General features: G+C 34.5%; 19 protein-coding genes. 13 read left to right on the plus strand and 6 right to left on the minus strand.

Going from position 1 to position 17,041, the window contains the following annotated elements:
* Nucleotides 1–11 precede the first annotated feature (11 nt).
* On the plus strand, nucleotides 12–512 hold the full coding sequence (locus tag JNL75_03465) for a T9SS type A sorting domain-containing protein (protein ID MBL7788874.1): 501 nt from the start codon (nucleotides 12–14) through the stop codon (nucleotides 510–512).
* Nucleotides 513–571: 59 nt separating this feature from the next.
* On the opposite strand, the gene JNL75_03470 is transcribed toward JNL75_03465, so the two are convergent.
* Nucleotides 572–1,195, minus strand: coding sequence for a YceI family protein (locus JNL75_03470; protein MBL7788875.1), 624 nt, complete (start codon nucleotides 1,193–1,195; stop codon nucleotides 572–574).
* A gap of 185 nt (nucleotides 1,196–1,380) precedes the next feature.
* Between JNL75_03470 and dut the strand changes: the two genes are divergently transcribed.
* The 10 genes from dut (at nucleotide 1,381) to JNL75_03520 (ending at nucleotide 11,791) form a co-directional block, all read left to right on the plus strand.
* The gene (gene dut / locus JNL75_03475; protein ID MBL7788876.1) at nucleotides 1,381–1,818 is read left to right on the plus strand and encodes a dUTP diphosphatase; all 438 of its coding nucleotides are present in this window, start codon (nucleotides 1,381–1,383) and stop codon (nucleotides 1,816–1,818) included.
* 149 nt (nucleotides 1,819–1,967) lie between these two features.
* Complete coding sequence (locus JNL75_03480; GenBank protein MBL7788877.1) at nucleotides 1,968–2,963, plus strand: hypothetical protein; 996 nt, start codon at nucleotides 1,968–1,970, stop codon at nucleotides 2,961–2,963.
* 9 nt (nucleotides 2,964–2,972) lie between these two features.
* Complete coding sequence (locus JNL75_03485) at nucleotides 2,973–4,703, plus strand: tetratricopeptide repeat protein (GenBank protein MBL7788878.1); 1,731 nt, start codon at nucleotides 2,973–2,975, stop codon at nucleotides 4,701–4,703.
* 52 nt (nucleotides 4,704–4,755) lie between these two features.
* The gene (locus JNL75_03490; protein MBL7788879.1) at nucleotides 4,756–5,373 is read left to right on the plus strand and encodes a DUF4292 domain-containing protein; all 618 of its coding nucleotides are present in this window, start codon (nucleotides 4,756–4,758) and stop codon (nucleotides 5,371–5,373) included.
* Nucleotides 5,360–6,643 (plus strand): peptidoglycan DD-metalloendopeptidase family protein, encoded by a 1,284-nt coding sequence (locus JNL75_03495; GenBank protein ID MBL7788880.1) that lies wholly within the window; start codon nucleotides 5,360–5,362, stop codon nucleotides 6,641–6,643. The genes JNL75_03490 and JNL75_03495 overlap by 14 nt, the downstream gene beginning before the upstream one ends.
* A gap of 82 nt (nucleotides 6,644–6,725) precedes the next feature.
* The gene (locus tag JNL75_03500) at nucleotides 6,726–8,171 is read left to right on the plus strand and encodes a DUF5106 domain-containing protein (protein MBL7788881.1); all 1,446 of its coding nucleotides are present in this window, start codon (nucleotides 6,726–6,728) and stop codon (nucleotides 8,169–8,171) included.
* 34 nt (nucleotides 8,172–8,205) lie between these two features.
* Nucleotides 8,206–8,622 carry a large conductance mechanosensitive channel protein MscL gene (gene mscL, locus JNL75_03505; protein ID MBL7788882.1) on the plus strand — a complete coding sequence of 139 codons (417 nt, stop codon included), beginning with the start codon at nucleotides 8,206–8,208 and terminating at the stop codon, nucleotides 8,620–8,622.
* Nucleotides 8,623–8,756: 134 nt separating this feature from the next.
* Nucleotides 8,757–9,836, plus strand: coding sequence for an efflux RND transporter periplasmic adaptor subunit (locus tag JNL75_03510; protein MBL7788883.1), 1,080 nt, complete (start codon nucleotides 8,757–8,759; stop codon nucleotides 9,834–9,836).
* A gap of 94 nt (nucleotides 9,837–9,930) precedes the next feature.
* Complete coding sequence (locus JNL75_03515; protein ID MBL7788884.1) at nucleotides 9,931–11,091, plus strand: ABC transporter permease; 1,161 nt, start codon at nucleotides 9,931–9,933, stop codon at nucleotides 11,089–11,091.
* Nucleotides 11,092–11,098: 7 nt separating this feature from the next.
* A complete protein-coding gene (locus tag JNL75_03520) occupies nucleotides 11,099–11,791 on the plus strand; it encodes an ABC transporter ATP-binding protein (protein ID MBL7788885.1) in 693 nt (230 codons plus the stop codon).
* Nucleotides 11,792–11,813: 22 nt separating this feature from the next.
* Here the strand turns inward: JNL75_03520 and JNL75_03525 are convergent, their stop codons facing one another.
* The 5 genes from JNL75_03525 to JNL75_03545 are packed head-to-tail and all read right to left on the minus strand — an operon-like array spanning nucleotide 11,814 to nucleotide 14,837.
* Complete coding sequence (locus JNL75_03525; GenBank protein ID MBL7788886.1) at nucleotides 11,814–12,329, minus strand: hypothetical protein; 516 nt, start codon at nucleotides 12,327–12,329, stop codon at nucleotides 11,814–11,816.
* 49 nt (nucleotides 12,330–12,378) lie between these two features.
* The gene (locus tag JNL75_03530; protein MBL7788887.1) at nucleotides 12,379–12,681 is read right to left on the minus strand and encodes a DUF3817 domain-containing protein; all 303 of its coding nucleotides are present in this window, start codon (nucleotides 12,679–12,681) and stop codon (nucleotides 12,379–12,381) included.
* Nucleotides 12,682–12,687: 6 nt separating this feature from the next.
* Nucleotides 12,688–13,056 carry a hypothetical protein gene (locus JNL75_03535; protein MBL7788888.1) on the minus strand — a complete coding sequence of 123 codons (369 nt, stop codon included), beginning with the start codon at nucleotides 13,054–13,056 and terminating at the stop codon, nucleotides 12,688–12,690.
* An 8-nt stretch (nucleotides 13,057–13,064) separates the two neighbouring features.
* Entirely contained in the window at nucleotides 13,065–14,105 is a 1,041-nt protein-coding gene (locus JNL75_03540) for a hypothetical protein (protein MBL7788889.1), read from the minus strand.
* Complete coding sequence (locus JNL75_03545; GenBank protein ID MBL7788890.1) at nucleotides 14,106–14,837, minus strand: OmpA family protein; 732 nt, start codon at nucleotides 14,835–14,837, stop codon at nucleotides 14,106–14,108.
* A 104-nt stretch (nucleotides 14,838–14,941) separates the two neighbouring features.
* Here JNL75_03545 and JNL75_03550 point away from each other — a divergent pair, with 104 nt between their 5' ends.
* Both JNL75_03550 and rfbB read left to right on the plus strand, forming a co-directional pair.
* Nucleotides 14,942–15,931 carry an FAD-dependent oxidoreductase gene (locus JNL75_03550; protein ID MBL7788891.1) on the plus strand — a complete coding sequence of 330 codons (990 nt, stop codon included), beginning with the start codon at nucleotides 14,942–14,944 and terminating at the stop codon, nucleotides 15,929–15,931.
* A gap of 57 nt (nucleotides 15,932–15,988) precedes the next feature.
* On the plus strand, nucleotides 15,989–17,038 hold the full coding sequence (gene rfbB, locus JNL75_03555; GenBank protein ID MBL7788892.1) for a dTDP-glucose 4,6-dehydratase: 1,050 nt from the start codon (nucleotides 15,989–15,991) through the stop codon (nucleotides 17,036–17,038).
* Nucleotides 17,039–17,041: the final 3 nt, after the last annotated feature.

Here is a 17,041-nt window from a genome sequence, read left to right on the forward strand (position 1 = left end):
ATGCCCAAGTCATGAAAAAATTGTTTTTAATTCTTATAATTCCTGCTTCGCTTTTAAATATCGCATTTGCGCAGTCCACCATAAATTGTATGGGAGGAGCCGCTGTTCTCAACGGAATCATTCATGAGGCTAGCATAGGTGAAATGTCGGCCGTGCAGACCCTCTCAGCAGGGGGAGTTCATATAACACAAGGAGTTTTACAAAAAATAGAAGCTACTCCATTATCTATTGAAAATTCGGGTATGCTGCTAGAGATAGATGTTTTCCCTAATCCAACTGCTGATTTATTGAGTCTTCAATTTAATAATTCCCCGTATGCAGATATTCATATCGAAATTATTGACATCTCTGGCAAGAAACTCATTCAAAGAGATGAAAAAATTCAAAGCCTAAATAAAGTCTTTAGTTTTGATTTATCAACTTATTCTGATGGTGTTTATCTACTCAATATCCTAGCAAATGATGGCTCGGCTAGGTATAGTAAAATAAGCTACCAGATTGTAAAACGATAATAAAAAAAGGCAGCTTGAAAATCTTCAAGCTGCCTTTCTATTTACTATGAAGTGTTTTCCTAACCTTTCTTATTGGCTACTAACACGATATCTAGGCTTACATTATTCTCAATGGCCTTATCCGCTGCAGCGCCAAAAAGCGTAGAGCCGTATTTGATGTCATATTTCGTTCTATCGAATACTAATTTTCCATTTGCTGTTATCTGATTTCCACTATTGCCTATTCTAGCATTGAAGCTAATAGGCTGAGAGATACCTTTGATTGTCAAATTTCCACTTACTACAGCCATTTTACCTTTGTAGGTAACTTTGGTAATATCTAGTTTAGCCTCAGGATGACTAGCGGTATTGAAAAAATCTTCATTTTTTAAATGTCCAATCAATTTGCCATTGTATTCTGCGTCAGCTATATCATCACATGTCATAGAATTCATGTCAATGGTTATTGAACCGTTTGTGATTTGATTGCCTGTAGCTGTCAGGCTACCTTGTGCTACTTTTATCTTACCGAAATGCTTTCCACCTACTTTTTTTCCAGTCCATAAAACCGAGGTAGCATTATTGTCCACCTCATAGGTAGCTACTGTCGTAGATTTCTGTGCAGGTGATTTTTTCATTTTTGCTTGTGCTTGTGCGGAATAACCTGCTAAAGCCACTAGCGCTAGAATAATTAGTTTTTTCATCTGATAATTTTTTTAATGTGAATAGTGATTTAAACTGATTTCTTTTTAGAATAGTTCTAAACAACAAGTAATTTAAAGTTATTTTAACGAAATTCAATCGCTATCAAAGATCATATCTACATTTCATACTTTTTAATACGCAATATTCCACATAAAAACTACATTTGCTAGTTATTGTACAAGAAATGAGCATTGAAGTCAATATAATTAATAACTCTAAGCATCCACTACCTGCATATGAAACTGCAGGCAGCGCAGGCATGGATATAAGAGCAAACATAGGAGAGGTTATTTCATTGAAGCCTTTTGAGCGCTTAGCTGTGCCAACGGGACTATTTATAGAATTGTCTCAAGGATATGAGGCGCAAATAAGGCCTAGAAGTGGATTGTCCTTAAAAACAGGGTTATCTATCCCAAATTCGCCAGGTACAATCGATAGTGATTACCGAGGTGAAATCAAAGTGATAGTCGCTAACCTATCGAACGAGCCAATTGAGATAAAAGATGGAGATAGAATAGCACAAATGGTGATAGCAAAATATGAAAGAGCAGAATGGAAAGAAGTGAAAAACCTTGAGGAAACAGAGAGAGGAAGCGGAGGATTTGGTAGTACGGGGGTGTAGCAATTTGAAAATGATTCAATCTAAAAATTTGAAAATGAATAGCGCTTTTAATGATATAAATAATTTTGAAAGTTTGAGTCCAACTTTTTACTTTCAACTTTTCACTTTAAACTGACAACCACGATTAAAAAGAATAAACTTTAGTATAAATGAGAATTATCGTACCCATGGCTGGATGGGGTTCTAGACTGAGACCACATACCTTGACTGTTCCAAAACCTATGCTCAAAATAGCTGGCAAATCAATTGTAGAGAGATTGATCTCCAATATTTCAAATACGGTGGAGGAAAAAATTGAGAGTATTAGCTTTATCATTCGAGAAGATTTTGGTAAGGAAATCGAAAATCAGCTAGTAAATATCGCTACAAAGTATAATACGTCGGCTCATATTTGCTATCAGGATGAACCTCTAGGAACTGGGCACGCTATATTATGCGCTCAAGAGCAATTGAGCGGACCTGTTGTTGTTGGTTTTGCAGATACGATGTTTGATGCTGATTTTAAAATAGACACCGATAGTGACGCTGTCATATGGGTGAAGCAAATCCCTAACCCAGAAGCCTTTGGTGTTATCAAATTAGATGAGCAAGGTACAATCACAGAATTTATTGAAAAGCCAAAAGACTTTATCTCAGACCTCGCCATTATAGGTATCTACTACTTCAAAGACGGTAAAAATCTAAAAGACGAACTCCAATTCCTAATAGACAAGGACATGAGAGAAAAGGGTGAATATCAGCTGACCACAGCCATGGAGCACATGCGTCAAAAAGGTAAAGTCATGCGTCCTGGTCAGGTCAAAGAATGGCTAGACTGCGGAAATAAGAATGCTACTGTAGAGTCAAATACCGCTATACTTATGGCAGGGAACGATAGCTTGATGGAAGGCGAACTAACAAATTCGACTATTATTCAACCATGTTATATCGAATCTGGTGTCACAATAATCAATGCTATTGTGGGACCTCATGTATCCATAGGCACGGGAAGTAAAATAAAAAATTCAGTAATCTCAAATACCATTATACAAGAAAGCTCTATCATCGAAAATAGAATCCTAGATAATACTATGATAGGGTCTAAAGCACTCGTCCTAGGTCGTGCAGAAGATCTCAGTGTGGGAGATTTTAATCAGATACAATAAAATATAAATATGCTCAAGATAATTCTCCTTTGCGCTATTTCCATCTACTCTAGCTGCATAATGGCTCAGCATGGCAGTCAAAAAACCAATATCTATCAATTGGATAGCAATCATGTCATTCAAATAGATATTTTTATCGACGCCTTAAAAGAAAAGAGCTTAGGAAACACACTAGAAGCTAGAAAACTATTTAATCAAGTATTAGATAGATTCCCTAAGAATGATGCTGCGCTCTTTGAATTATCGAAGTTAGAAGAAGAATTAGCAAATTATTCAGGAGCATTAGAAAAGGCTCAAAAAGCCTACGAATTAAATAAAACGAATAAATTTTATCTTGACCAATACATTCGACTACTTACACAGACTAAGAACATAGATAAAGCCATAGATGTGTTGCAAGAGGTAATGAAAAACAAAAATTCTGACCAAATCTTAAAAATGCAATATGCATACTTATTAGGGTTAAGCAATAATCCGAAAAAGGCAATTGCTATTTTTGAAGAGATGGAAAGAAATGGAGACTATAACGATGCAATAGCCTATGAAAAAATTAAATTGTACATGTCTCAAAACAATTTAACAGGCGCTGAAAACGAGCTAAAGAAAATGGTTAAAAACAATCCTAGTGACACAAGATTTCTAGGGAATTTAGCCGAATTCTATCTAAAAAGTGGAAATTTAGAGGAAGCAGAACGGGCATTTAATGACCTATTAAGAATTGAGCCTGCGAATATAAGCGCCCTACTATACAAGGCGCAATATTATCAAATGAAAAAGGATGAACAAAACTACAAAAAAACTATCATAGCGCTTGTTGAAAATAAAGATCTAAACCTTGATACGAAAATTACAGTACTTACAGATAAATTCGCTAACGCCAGTAAAGTAGACAGCACAGACAAACTTTTTTTAATACAAATGTGTCAAAACTTGACACAACAATATGCAGATGATTACCGCTCGCATCACTTACTGGCAGACATGTATTATATAGGGGGTAGATATGAAGAGGCTCGGAAGTCTTACTTAAAAACGTTGTCCCTTGATTCAAAAGAATATAATGTCTGGCAAAATCTTTTTTACACACAAAATGCATTAAAACTCTTTAAAGAAATGGCCGATTCCACAGAATCAGCTCTTGAATTTTTTCCTGCTAATTCTATTGTCTATTTCTACAATGGCTTAGCTAATTATCAGATAGATAAGCTAGACAAAGCTGAAAAAGGTTTTCGTCGAGCGCTACGATTTGTAGGAGAAAATAAGGCATTAGAGGGACAATTATATAGCTCATTAGCTGAGTTATACCACAAACAAAAGCGATTCAAAGAAATGGATGAAAGTTTTGAAGAAGCGCTGAGAATTGATCCTGATAATGCCTATACATTAAACAACTATGCCTACTATCTTAGTTTGAGAAAAGACAAACTAGAACTAGCAAAAAAGATGAGCAAAAAATCACTTGATATAGATAAGAACAGTGCTTCTTTCCTAGACACCTATGCATGGATATGTTTTGAACTAGGGCTATACACCGATGCTAAATATTATCAAGAACAGGCATTAGCCAATGGCAAAGAAGATATGGCTACTATTTATGAGCACTATGGCGATATACTTTTTAAACTTAATGAAATAGAAAAAGCTCTAATATATTGGACAAAAGCCAAAGAAAGTGGAAGTAAAAATAAATCCTTGCCTACGAAAATTTCTACCAGAAAGTATGTGGAATATCAGGATTAGAATGTTGTTTATTCTAATTTTCAAGACCTCATTAGGACTTGCTCAAGAAAATATGACTTTTTTCACTGCAAAATCAGAAATCGTTATTGAACGAAATGGGGAAAAGGAAGATTTTACAGCTCACATTCGCTATAATCTCAAAGACACTTTATGGGTTTCATTTACTGGGGCACTAGGTATAGAAGGTGCAAGAATGCTAATCACCAGAGACTCGACCTATATTTTGAATAAACTTGAAAAATCAAATCTTGCCTTTTCGCAAGATAATGAAAATTATCTCATACCATATGCATTCTCCCTAGATGACTGGAAGATACTGTTACTAAATATTCCACCGAAACCAGACACAAGTACTGAAATTGTCGTAGAGAATGAAATACAGATAAGTACACAATACTATAGTCACAGAATCCACAAAACATATCAAAAGAATAATAGAATTTTGAAGTGTCAGTTTAATAATACAAGACATGGTGGAATTTGTGAAGTAGTCTATAGCAATTATGATAAATCAGAAAAATCTTGGTCTCTAGCTAAAGAAAGACAAATTCAAATCAATCAATCCGCTTCAGAACCTGTGAAAATCTTGATACGCTATATTGATTTTGCATTTAATCAGCCAAAGCCATTTAATTTCAATTTTTCAAAATACAAAGATGGTTCAAATTAAGAATAGTTTCATTGGTTTAAAACTTCTTATCCTCTTTATGCTAGTCTTATTGGCGAGCAGTATATTTTGTCAAAGTTCAAAGCGAAAAGAACTTCAAAAAGAGTATAATACTATTTTAAAAGAGATAAAGCAAATACAGAACAACATAGATAAAACAGCACGTGAACGAAATATAGGCGTTCATGAAATAGCCATGCTCAACACAAAAATAGAGAAGCGGAAAAAATTAATTAGCAATATCGAATCTCAAACCGCAGTAATAGAAACTGAATTAGTTATGAGAACTAAAGACGTGGGGAATTTGGGTGCAGAAATAACCAAATTGAAGGAAGAGTACACTAAGCTCATTTTATGGCTAAACAAGAATCATAATAGCGTAAATAAACTAGCATTTGTAATGGAAGCGAATAATTTTAAAGAAGCCTACCATAGAATACAATACATTAAAAAATACGGAGACTATAGAGCCAGACAATCGGTATATTTATCGAATCAGGTAGACAGAATAATGGAAAAAATTAATTCGCTCAATACGATTAAACAAGAAAAAATCAACATCATTGACATCAATAAAACGCAACAAAAAGAACTTACAGCAGAGAAGAATAACCGTGATTTTATCGTCAAAAAATTAGATAATGAACTCAATGATTTACGTAAAAAAATTGTAGCTAAGAATGAACAAGCTGAAGCTATCAATAGAAAAATTAAAAAAATAATAGAAGACGAAGTACGCAAAGAACAAGAAAGAAGAATAGCAGCTAGAGAGCGCGATGCTAAAAAAACAGGCACATCAGGAACATCTGCAAAAAAAGAACCTGAAGACTATTCGCAAACTCCTGAAGGAAAATTGTCTGCAAGTTTTAGAGAGAGTAAAGGCAATTTGCCTTGGCCTGTTGCCCATGGAGAGATAACTAATAAATTTGGTAGACAACCTCACCCTCTAGCACCTGATTTATTTATAGATAATAGTGGATTGGATATTCGTACTGCCCAAAATAGCAGTGTCAAGTCAATATATAAAGGTGAGGTCGTGCGCATATTCGAAATGCCAACCTATCAAAACTGCGTTATGATCAAGCATGGGGACTACTTTACAGTATACTCATATTTAAAATCTGTTAATGTTCGTGAAGGAATGGAAATAAACGCTGGGCAAGCTTTAGGAGTATGTGGTTTTGATGAAACACATGGCTATTCCTTAGTGAATCTTCAAATATGGCACTACCAAAACAAACAAAATCCTCAAAACTGGCTCTCAGGCAGATGATTTTAATTATTTTTAAATCAATATAATTCTGAGATGACGTTAATATTGTATCTAAAATTCTATTGCCTTAAACCTTATAAATATGAAATCTAAATTTTACTTCATTTTTTTATTGGTAACAGTTTTCAATTTTGTTTTCGCACAAGATAAGAGTCCCATTACTATTAAGTTGAAAACTAATATCCCTAATTCCTATTGCTTATTTGCGAATCATTTTGGTAGTCAAAAATATAAGGTAGATTCTATTCCTCTAGATTCTAAAGGAGCTGGAGTCTTTAAAGATAAGAAGGGAACTGTCAAAGGAGGTATATACATGTTTGTATTTCCAACCAAAGGAAATCAATACGTGGAAGTAATAATGTCAGGTAAAGAGAAAAATTTAGAAATAAGTATTGACAGTAATGATTTTTCTAAAGTAAGCTTCAAAAATAGCGAGGAAAATGATTTATTCTACGCAGATGTCAAGTTTCTAGGCCCCTATCAGCGAGAAGTCAATACGCTCTCCGAAGAATATAAATCAACAAAAGATTCACTGAGAAAGAAAGAACTCGAAACAAAACTTATAGCTAAAGAAAAAGAACTCCTCAATAGAAGGCTAGGAGTAATAAATACAAAAGGTCATACTTTTTATAGCAGATTACTGAACTTAATGAGGGACATTGATGTGCCAGAACCACCTAAAAAACCAAACGGCACTATTGATTCCAACTTCAAATATTATTATTTTAAAAATCATTATTGGGATTATACTGATTTCAACGATGATAGATTATTGTACACTCCGATTTTTGAAAACAAATTCAAATATTATTTTGACAAGTTAGTCATAAAACATCCTGATACATTAAAAAAAGAAGTTGATTATGTCTTAAATAAGATCAAAGATCCTAATTCTGACATGATGCGATATTGTCTTGCCTCCTTGTTAAACGACTATGCTAACAGTAAAATCATGGGGCAGGATGCCCTATACGTGCATATTGTCTATAATTATTATGCGAAGGGCAAGGCTCCTTGGACTGATTCAGCTACCTTGGTAAAGATGAAAAATGATGCCGATGATTTGGCTCCCGTATTGATAGGTAAGACTGCACCTAATTTTGCAGTATTTGATACGACATGGGTTAATTACACACGACTTTATGACCAAAATAAAAAGAAATATAAACTATTGGCGTTTTGGAGTGCCGATTGCGGTCATTGTAAAAAAGAGATTCCTGTTCTAGATTCTATATATCCTAGTCTATTAGCGAATGACTGTGATGTGTTTTCAGTTAGCACTGTTTCAGAAGATGGGAAAGGAGAAAACAAAGCACAATTACTAAATTTTCTGAGAGAAAAGAAATTCAAGTTTAAAACTTATGGTGACCCAGATTATAAGATGAACCCCCTTTTCAAGGTACTTTATAAAATAAAAGGTACTCCAGAATATTATATCTTAGATGAAAAAAATGTCATAATCGCTAAAAAATTAGCACCAGAACAAGCTCTCGATTTCATAATAAATTATAAGAAATACAATAAATAAGTTTATATTTGTCTCAACCTAAATTTATAAAATTATGTTGAAAGAATTTAAAGAATTTGCATTAAAAGGCAATCTTGTTGATATGGCAATTGCTTTTGTTATGGGAGGAGCTTTTGGAAAAGTGACTTCATCATTTATTGATGGAATGGTAATGCCGCTCGTAGGAATGATTCAAGGAAAGGATTTTACGAATCTATATATGGGTCTAAATGATGCTACTCGCGAAGCTTCTGCCCAAGGATTAGCTTTAGCTAAAGCTAAAGAACTAGGACCAGTAGTAGCTTATGGTGAATTTATTTCTGTATTTATCCAATTCGTAATCGTAGCTTTCGTAATGTTTCTAATCATCAAAGCTATGAATAAAATGAAGAAAGAAGAGCCAGCTGCACCAGCAGGACCTACTACGGAAGGTCTTCTTGAAGATATTCTTTCAGAGTTAAGAAAAAGATAGTCATTTCCTACAATCAATTGTATAAAGCGACCTGCCAATTTGCAGGTCGTTTTTTTTGTGACTTATTTCTCATATTGTAAAGTTAATTTGAGTGCAAAACTAAATCTAACTAGTTTTGTTTCTTCATTAAACATATGAGATCATATACAATATTTCTTCTTGCGTTTCTAATCTCCTCTTGTAAAGATAAGAAAGAAATTTTCACGCCTAGACTACAAAGCATCACTCAATCTGTCTATGCCTCTGGCACCATTAAAAGTGAGAACCAATACCAAGTGTTTCCAAAATCAACTGGAATCATATCTGACTTGTATGTATCGGAAGGCAGCTTGGTAAATCAAGGAACTATACTTATGAAAATAGAGAACGAAGTTCTAGCCTATAATCAGGAATTATCTGAGGTCAATGCGAAGTATAATAGTCAGGTAAACAATCGAGACAAACTAGATGAATTATACCAAAGCTTAATACTTTCAGAGAAAAAACTCAAGAGTGATTCTTTACTTTTTGTTCGGCAAAAAAAATTATGGCAGGAAGGCATAGGCTCTCAATTTGATTTTGAGCAAAAGGAATTATTATATGAAAATAGTAAAACCAACTATCGCGCGCTCAGACTGAGATATCAGCAACTCGTGAAACAAATTAACTTATTAGAAAAACAAACAAATTTTGCTTTTAAGATATCTAACACACAATCCAATGATAGACTGGTAAAGAGTCAGATTAATGGAAAGGTCTATGGTCTATTTAAGGAGAAAGGAGAAATGGTCAGTCCACAAACACCAATTGCATTGCTTGGTTCCGAAAATGAGTTTTATTTAGAACTCAATATAGATGAAACCGATATTACAAAAATAAAACTTGGTCAGGTAGTATTGGTCAATCTGGAAAGTTATGAAGATAAGAGCTATGAAGCCAGTGTCACCAAAATATATCCATTGATGAACGAGCGTACAAAGACCTTTACGGTCATAGCTCATTTCACTAAAAAACCTCCAGTATTATATCCTAATCTCAGCCTAGAAGCAAATATACTCATTTCCAAAAAAGATAAAGCCCTCCTTATTCCAGTAGAATATATTAATAATCAGAATGAGGTTGTCTTAAAATCAGGTGAAGTAAGAATTGTCAAAACAGGTCTCAAGAATTTTGAAATGGTAGAAATTTTAGAAGGATTAAAAGAAAATGAGGAAATAATTAAACCCGAGAAGTAGATTGAAACTACTAGTAGATATTGCTTGGGCATTGCTTCAAGCTAGAAAAAGGCAAAGCATTATAGCAGCTGTAGGAGTCACCTTTGGGATAGCTATGTTTATTACGCTATTGAGTTTTATGACAGGCTTAAATGAAATGCTCGATGGACTAATTGTCAACAGAACTCCCCATATTAGAATTTATAAAGAAATATCTGTCAATACAGACCAGCCGATAAAAAGGTGGCTAAATTCCCCAAACAACTATCATTTTATAGAATCAGTAAAAGCTGGTAATTCGCGAGTAGAAATTCTAAAATCTAGAGAAATTCTAAATACCTTATCCCAAGACGACCGGGTATTAGGGTATTCTCGCAAGATATCATCCCCTGCATTTTTCAATCTAGGTACAATTGATATAGCAGGATTTCTAAATGGCGTGGACGTGGAAGAAGAAATTAAATATTATAGATTTACAGACTATGTTACGAAAGGAAATCCAATTGATATTAAAAATATCCCCAATTCTATTATACTAGGGAAACCGCTTGCCGATAAACTTTTGGCAGATCTTGGCGACATCATTCAGATTACAACTTCGCAGGGCGATCGCTTTCAGCTCAAGGTAGTGGGCTACTATCAATCTGGAATAGCAGATTTTGATAAAACCCAAAGTTTTGCCTCAGTGGCCACTACCCAAAAAATCCTAGGAAAAGGTCCAGATTACATTACTGATATTCAGGTAAAGTTGAAGGATATTTTACAAGCACCATTGGTGGCACCAGAATTTCAAAAAAAATTTAAGACCAATGCTATGGATATTCAAAGAGCCAATGCACAGTTTGAGACGGGAACTAAAGTGAGAAATATTATTTCATACGCTGTGGGTATTACTCTTCTTATTGTTGCAGGATTTGGCATTTACAATATTCTCAATATGATGATTTACGAAAAAATGGATACCATAGCCATATTGAAAGCAACTGGTTTTTCTGGCGGTGATGTCAAATCTATATTTATTATTATTTCTCTCACGATAGGCATTGCTGGCTGCATAGCTGGTCTTTTCTTTGGCTTTCTATTTACGGCTTTCATTAGTACGATACCATTTAATACAGAAGCTCTTCCGACCATTAAAACCTATCCAGTTTCTTATCGTCTGTTGTTTTATTTTATAGCCTTTTGTTTTTCATTGATTACAACCTTTCTTGCTGGTTGGTTTCCTGCTAGTAAAGCTAGCAAAATAGACCCTGTAGATATTATAAGAGGCAAATAAGGATTCTATGAATAAATCTAAATCAATGTGTGTATTAAAAGCAGATAAAATTTCGAAGTTCTTCTATGACCCATTAGAAGTGAAGGTTCTAGATAAGGTGAGCTTTGAGGTCAATAAAGGAGAATTCATATCGCTCATAGGAAAATCAGGTTGCGGCAAGTCTACTTTATTATATATTTTATCTACCATGGATAGTTCATATGAGGGGCAATTATATATAGATAACGAATTGATGAGCGCAAAAAATAGTCATGAACTAGCTCATGTGCGGAATGAGAAAATTGGTTTTGTATTTCAATTTCATTATCTCCTGAATGAGTTTTCTGTTTTGAAAAACGTCATGCTCCCAGCCTTAAAATTAAATCGCTTTTCTAAAGAAGAGATTGAATATCGAGCTATGCAAAAATTAGAACTTCTAGGCATTCAAAAATTAGCAAATCGAAATGCTGGTCAGATATCAGGTGGTGAAAAACAACGGGTAGCCATAGCTAGAGCGCTTATCAATGAGCCTCTTATTATAATGGGTGATGAGCCCACTGGTAATTTAGATTTAAGAAATAGTCAAATAGTTTTCGATACGTTTAAACAACTCGCCGAAGAGTTTAAGCAAACTCTACTAATTGTGACGCACGACATGGGATTTGCAGAAAAAACTCATCGCATCATTGAAATGGAGGATGGAAGAATTATGGATAACTAACAGAAGTCTGTATAGTCTATCTTTAAGGACGCTCTTTCTGAGTTTGTTTCATCAAGCTAAACTTCTTAGCACTTTCATTCCATAAATAATAATAAAACTCCTGTCTCACTTTATTCTCATTCTTCACTTTCACTTTTTTACAAGTAGAGGTTATGAATAAATTACTCGTTGGGAGAAATAAGTAGCGATCAAAAATATCATCTATATCCATACATTTATTCGTGCAATTGAGAGCAGATATTGGCAGCCTATGTATGATGCCATTTCGGGAATCTATCATTACCCCCTGCACCGTATCCAAGCCCTTTTGCCATAAAACAGTTATATAAAAACCTGCAAAACTGATTTCATTATTAGCATAGCCCTCCTTAATTTCCTTAATTTTATTTTTGAATGGATTGGTATTCCATCGTATCGCAGCCTTCTCTTTTAGCTCATATTGCTGTGCTGGATATTGGCTTAAGTCTACTCCTTCGACTAACTGACCATTAACAAAAGAGATAGAGGCTATAAAACAAAATAGTAAAAAATGTTTCATGTATATAGTAATTTAAATCTCACAATGCTTTTGATATGAGTTGCTAATTTCAAACTATTCTATTCAATACCTTATAATCTAAATAAAAAGTGCCAAACGGGATAAAGCATGAAATCAGTAACTTAAGAGGAAGATTGTTATACTTCCATTTATACTCTTCGGTGGTTAAAAACAATTGAATAACAAAAAGGATAAACAAAGCCCCATGGATAGATCCTATCATTCTAACATAAGATGGGTCTCCAAAGATATACTTCATAGGCATGGCAAAACCCATAAGTACTATCAGTGATAATCCTTCAAAAAATCCTGCTAACCGCAATCTGCCAATACTTGATTTTAATAATTTCATTTCTGACTACTTTATTCGTTTGCCCTCGTATGTCTTGGTTATAAAAAATTTTTTGCCCACAAATCGCATTTGCTGATCGTTATCTAGGTAGACTTTCGTAGAAATATTCATTTTTGACTTTGGAGTAGTGAAGGTACCTTCCAGATAATTAGCACCTTCAGGGCTCTTACCTTTATAGATAACTTGGTTTACATACACGCTGTTATCCGATTTTAAAATCTTACTATACCAATATCCATCCGCTCCCTTGTAAAAACTAACCACAGAGTTAGATAAGTCTTTCACCATCCATTCCCCTTCTATATTCATAGACTTTGTCTGTCCATAACCTTGTGAGAAAATGAAGCAAAACAGAAAAACAATCACTACTTTCATTCCAGACATTATTTTGTTGGTTTATAATTTGAATTTTTTAATATTTCCTTTGGAGATGTATTTAGTAACTCTTTGAGCGATTTATTGTATTTTGATTGATAGGCTTTGACAATTTGCCATCCCGTCCATGCCCCTACCATTCCAGGGCTTTCACTTGGCATTCCAGGCGTATTAGGTCCTGCCTCTGTCAGTTTTTTTATATCCATAGCCTCTGCACTATAAAGCACTTTATTTTCCTTTAAATACGCCCAAATTTCAAATTCATTTTCTTCACACCATTTATATTGAGCTTCCGTATATCCTATTTTTACTTCATCTTTAAGATATGGGCATACCTTATCCAAATAATAAAACTCCTTTCCCTTTTCAATCATATTATATACCACTTCACTATACTCTTTATTTTCTTTGCTAGCTTCTAGTAGTAGATTGTACTCAACTAGCATAATATTGCGCACGATGTATTCTCTTTGATTCCATTCTATCATATAATTATACCCTTCATACAGAGAGGTATAAAGCGGAAATTCTTTGCCTAAATAATTAAACCAATTAAACCCTACGGTATCTTTTCCATAAGTAAAGGCAGAGGCAGGATTAGCTCCCATAGGGGAAATGAAAAATGAGTATACTATACTAGGCTTTTTCTCTGGAAACTCTGCACACAATCTAGCATAACTTTTAGTTAAATCAGTTTCTATATGTTCTATATCCTTAAAAATATATTTTTCAAAAGTATCCATAATAGATGGGTACTCCTCGGCGAGAAAATTTATTAAATAAGGTTTATAGTAATACCGGTGATTTATTTGCAGGCTACCTAAATCCATTAATTTCTCAATATAGAATGAATATACTTCTCCGTACTTATCTATCATTTTCCGTTCAGATGCTTCAAAATTAGCTGTATCGAAACTCTTTAAATCTAGTTCAAACCGCTGAATTTTTATAGGAGGTATCTCGGCTATATTCTCGTTATCACAAGAAAAAATAGAAAATAAAAAAACTAAGGTGGTGAACCCAAAGGTCCAAAGTTTAAAATTAGACATCTATTTACACTTTTCTATTCGAATAGCCACGCGTCTGTTCTTTGCCTTACATTCCTCTGTATCATTAGCTGGGCAAACTGGAAATTCTGGTCCATAACCTTCAGAGGATAAACTAGCAGCTGGCACACCCTTGTCGACTAAAGCTAGCATAACCTGTGAGGCTCTATCTTGAGATAATTTTACATTGACAAGAGCATCACCAGTATTATCGGTATAACCACCAATTTTAAATTTAGAATTAGGGAACGCTTTCATCACATTCGCAATATCTTCTACCTGATCTAGAGAAGCTGTATTTAATTCTACTGAACCCGTTTTGAAAAGTAATCGATCACAGTTAAACCAACTAGCTTTTAAGTCTCCTGGACAATCTTGACTTAAAAAAGACAATAATGATTTTTCAAAGCCCTTCTCTGGAACAATTAATTTACTGCCATTGGGTAGATTTAGTTCGATATTGCCTCCTAAGGTCTTTGCCCAAATCTCAGTAGCCGCTTTTCCCTCTGCGTCCAATATCACACTATCTGTTTTCGCTGCACTGCTTTCAATCGATTTTAATGACTGAGCAGAGGTGGTATACTCAGATTTTGTGAAGTAAAGCCAAAGTAAACTCGCTAAACATAGAACAATGAGTAGAGGCAAAAAACGCTTTAAAAGTTTCAAACTCAAATCAGGATTTTCCTTCACATCCTCCGCTATCTTTCTTATATAATCCTTTTCATTTAGACTCATTGTATATACTTTTGAGCAAAAATAACCAATTTGATTTCGATAGAGATTATAATTTAATCTTAAAATTGCCAAAAAACAAATGAAATCTTGAAATATTGTAGCGCATGACTAAAATAGCAATAGTAGGTGGAGGACTAGCTGGAACATGTTTGGCAAAGCTATTTACAGAAAATGGCGATGATATCCATTGGTATAGCGATAATCAATCTGCTGCTAGTCATATCTCCTCTGGCATTCTAAATCCTATAACAGGAAGACGCTATGCTCTTGCCTGGAGGTATGATGAACTATTAAATATAGCGAAAGAATTTTATGGGAATTATCTTACGCCCATTCGACTGGAAAAGCACTTCAGCCCTTTTAATAATGAAGTTTCAATAGATGAAGTCATACATGGAAAAGAAAAGTATTTAAGTAAAATAAATGATGAGTGGATTGAAGTGAAAGAGAGTTATCAGCTTCAAACGAATGCCTTTATTGAGAATACAAAGCTTAAACTTAAGAATAGTGATAATATCGTGACCAATTCTTTTAACCATTCTCTACTTAAATTTAGCAATAATCAATGGCATTATCAAAGTGAAATTTATGATCAAATATTTTTTGCAGAAGGCATTCAAGTTAAAAAAAATCCATTTTTCTGTCATCTACCTTTTCAACCCAATCGAGGGGAAGCACTCATTGTAAACATACCAGATGATAAACCTGATGCGGTACGAAAACACGGTAAATTTATCTGTCCGCACGGCGAGCATTTTTGGCTAGGTTCATCCTTTGATAAGGTAGATATGGGCGCTCCATTATTGACCGAAAAAGCAAAACTGGAAATGATAAATGCTATACCCAATTTAGTGCATCATGTAGCATACCAAATCATGGATCATATAGGTGCTTTGCGATCTACAACCCCAGACCGCCGACCTATCATAGGAGAACACCCTAGTCACAAGGGCTTGTTTCTATTCAATGGCTTTGGCACGAAAGGAGCATCACTTATACCATGGTGCTCCCTGCAATTATTTAAGTTGTTGAAGAACAATGAAAGCTTGCCTATAGAAATTTCAATAGACCGATTAAAAAAATTCACTAAATGAGATATTAATAACTTCAATTCATGATAACAGTATTAAATTTGTCTTTTATTATTTCAAATGAGGTCTATATTAATAACAGGTGGTGCGGGATTTATTGGCTCCCACGTCGTTCGAAGATTTGTCAATAATTATCCAGATTATAAAATTTATAATCTGGACAAACTTACCTACGCAGGCAATCTCGAAAACTTGAAAGATATAGAGGATAAGCCAAACTACGAATTTATCAAGGGTGACATTCAGGATTTCGATTTTATCAATAAATTGTTTCAAGATAAACATATAGAAGGGGTTCTGCACCTAGCAGCAGAAAGTCATGTAGATAGAAGCATAGCGAATCCTATGGAGTTTGTACTGACGAATGTAGTAGGGACAGTCAATCTGCTGAATGCTGCAAAAAACCATTGGGGAAGTAATCTTGCAGACAAGAGATTTTACCATATATCTACCGACGAAGTCTATGGGGCACTAGGAGAAATAGGGTTGTTTACTGAGGATACGAAATATGACCCACATAGTCCATATTCAGCCTCCAAGGCGAGCAGCGATCATTTTGTGCGAGCATATCATGACACTTATGGTCTTCCAGTTGTTCTATCAAATTGTTCTAATAATTATGGTTCGCACCATTTTCCTGAAAAATTAATCCCACTCTGTATTCACAATATAAAGCACAATAAACCACTTCCTATTTATGGAGATGGCAAATACACACGCGATTGGCTGTTTGTAGAAGATCATGCTCGAGCTATTGATGATGTATTTCACAAAGGGAAATTAGGAGAAACCTATAATATTGGTGGCTTCAATGAATGGCAAAATATTGATTTAGTCAAATTGCTTTGCGATGTTATGGATGAAAAACTTGGCAGAGAAAAAGGGACTAGCCAAAAGTTGATCACCTTCGTAAAAGATAGACCAGGTCATGATTTGCGGTATGCAATAGATGCTTCGAAGATAGAAAGAGAACTCGGATGGCGTCCATCTGTAACCTTTGAACAGGGCTTAGAGAAAACGGTTACTTGGTTTCTGGAAAATGAAGAGTGGCTAGAACATGTCACGAGCGGTAGCTACCAAGAATACTATAGTAAACAGTACCAGCACTAAACT

It is taken from the genome of Chitinophagales bacterium (assembly GCA_016787225.1).
Taxonomy (GTDB): domain Bacteria; phylum Bacteroidota; class Bacteroidia; order Chitinophagales; family JADJOU01; genus CHPMRC01.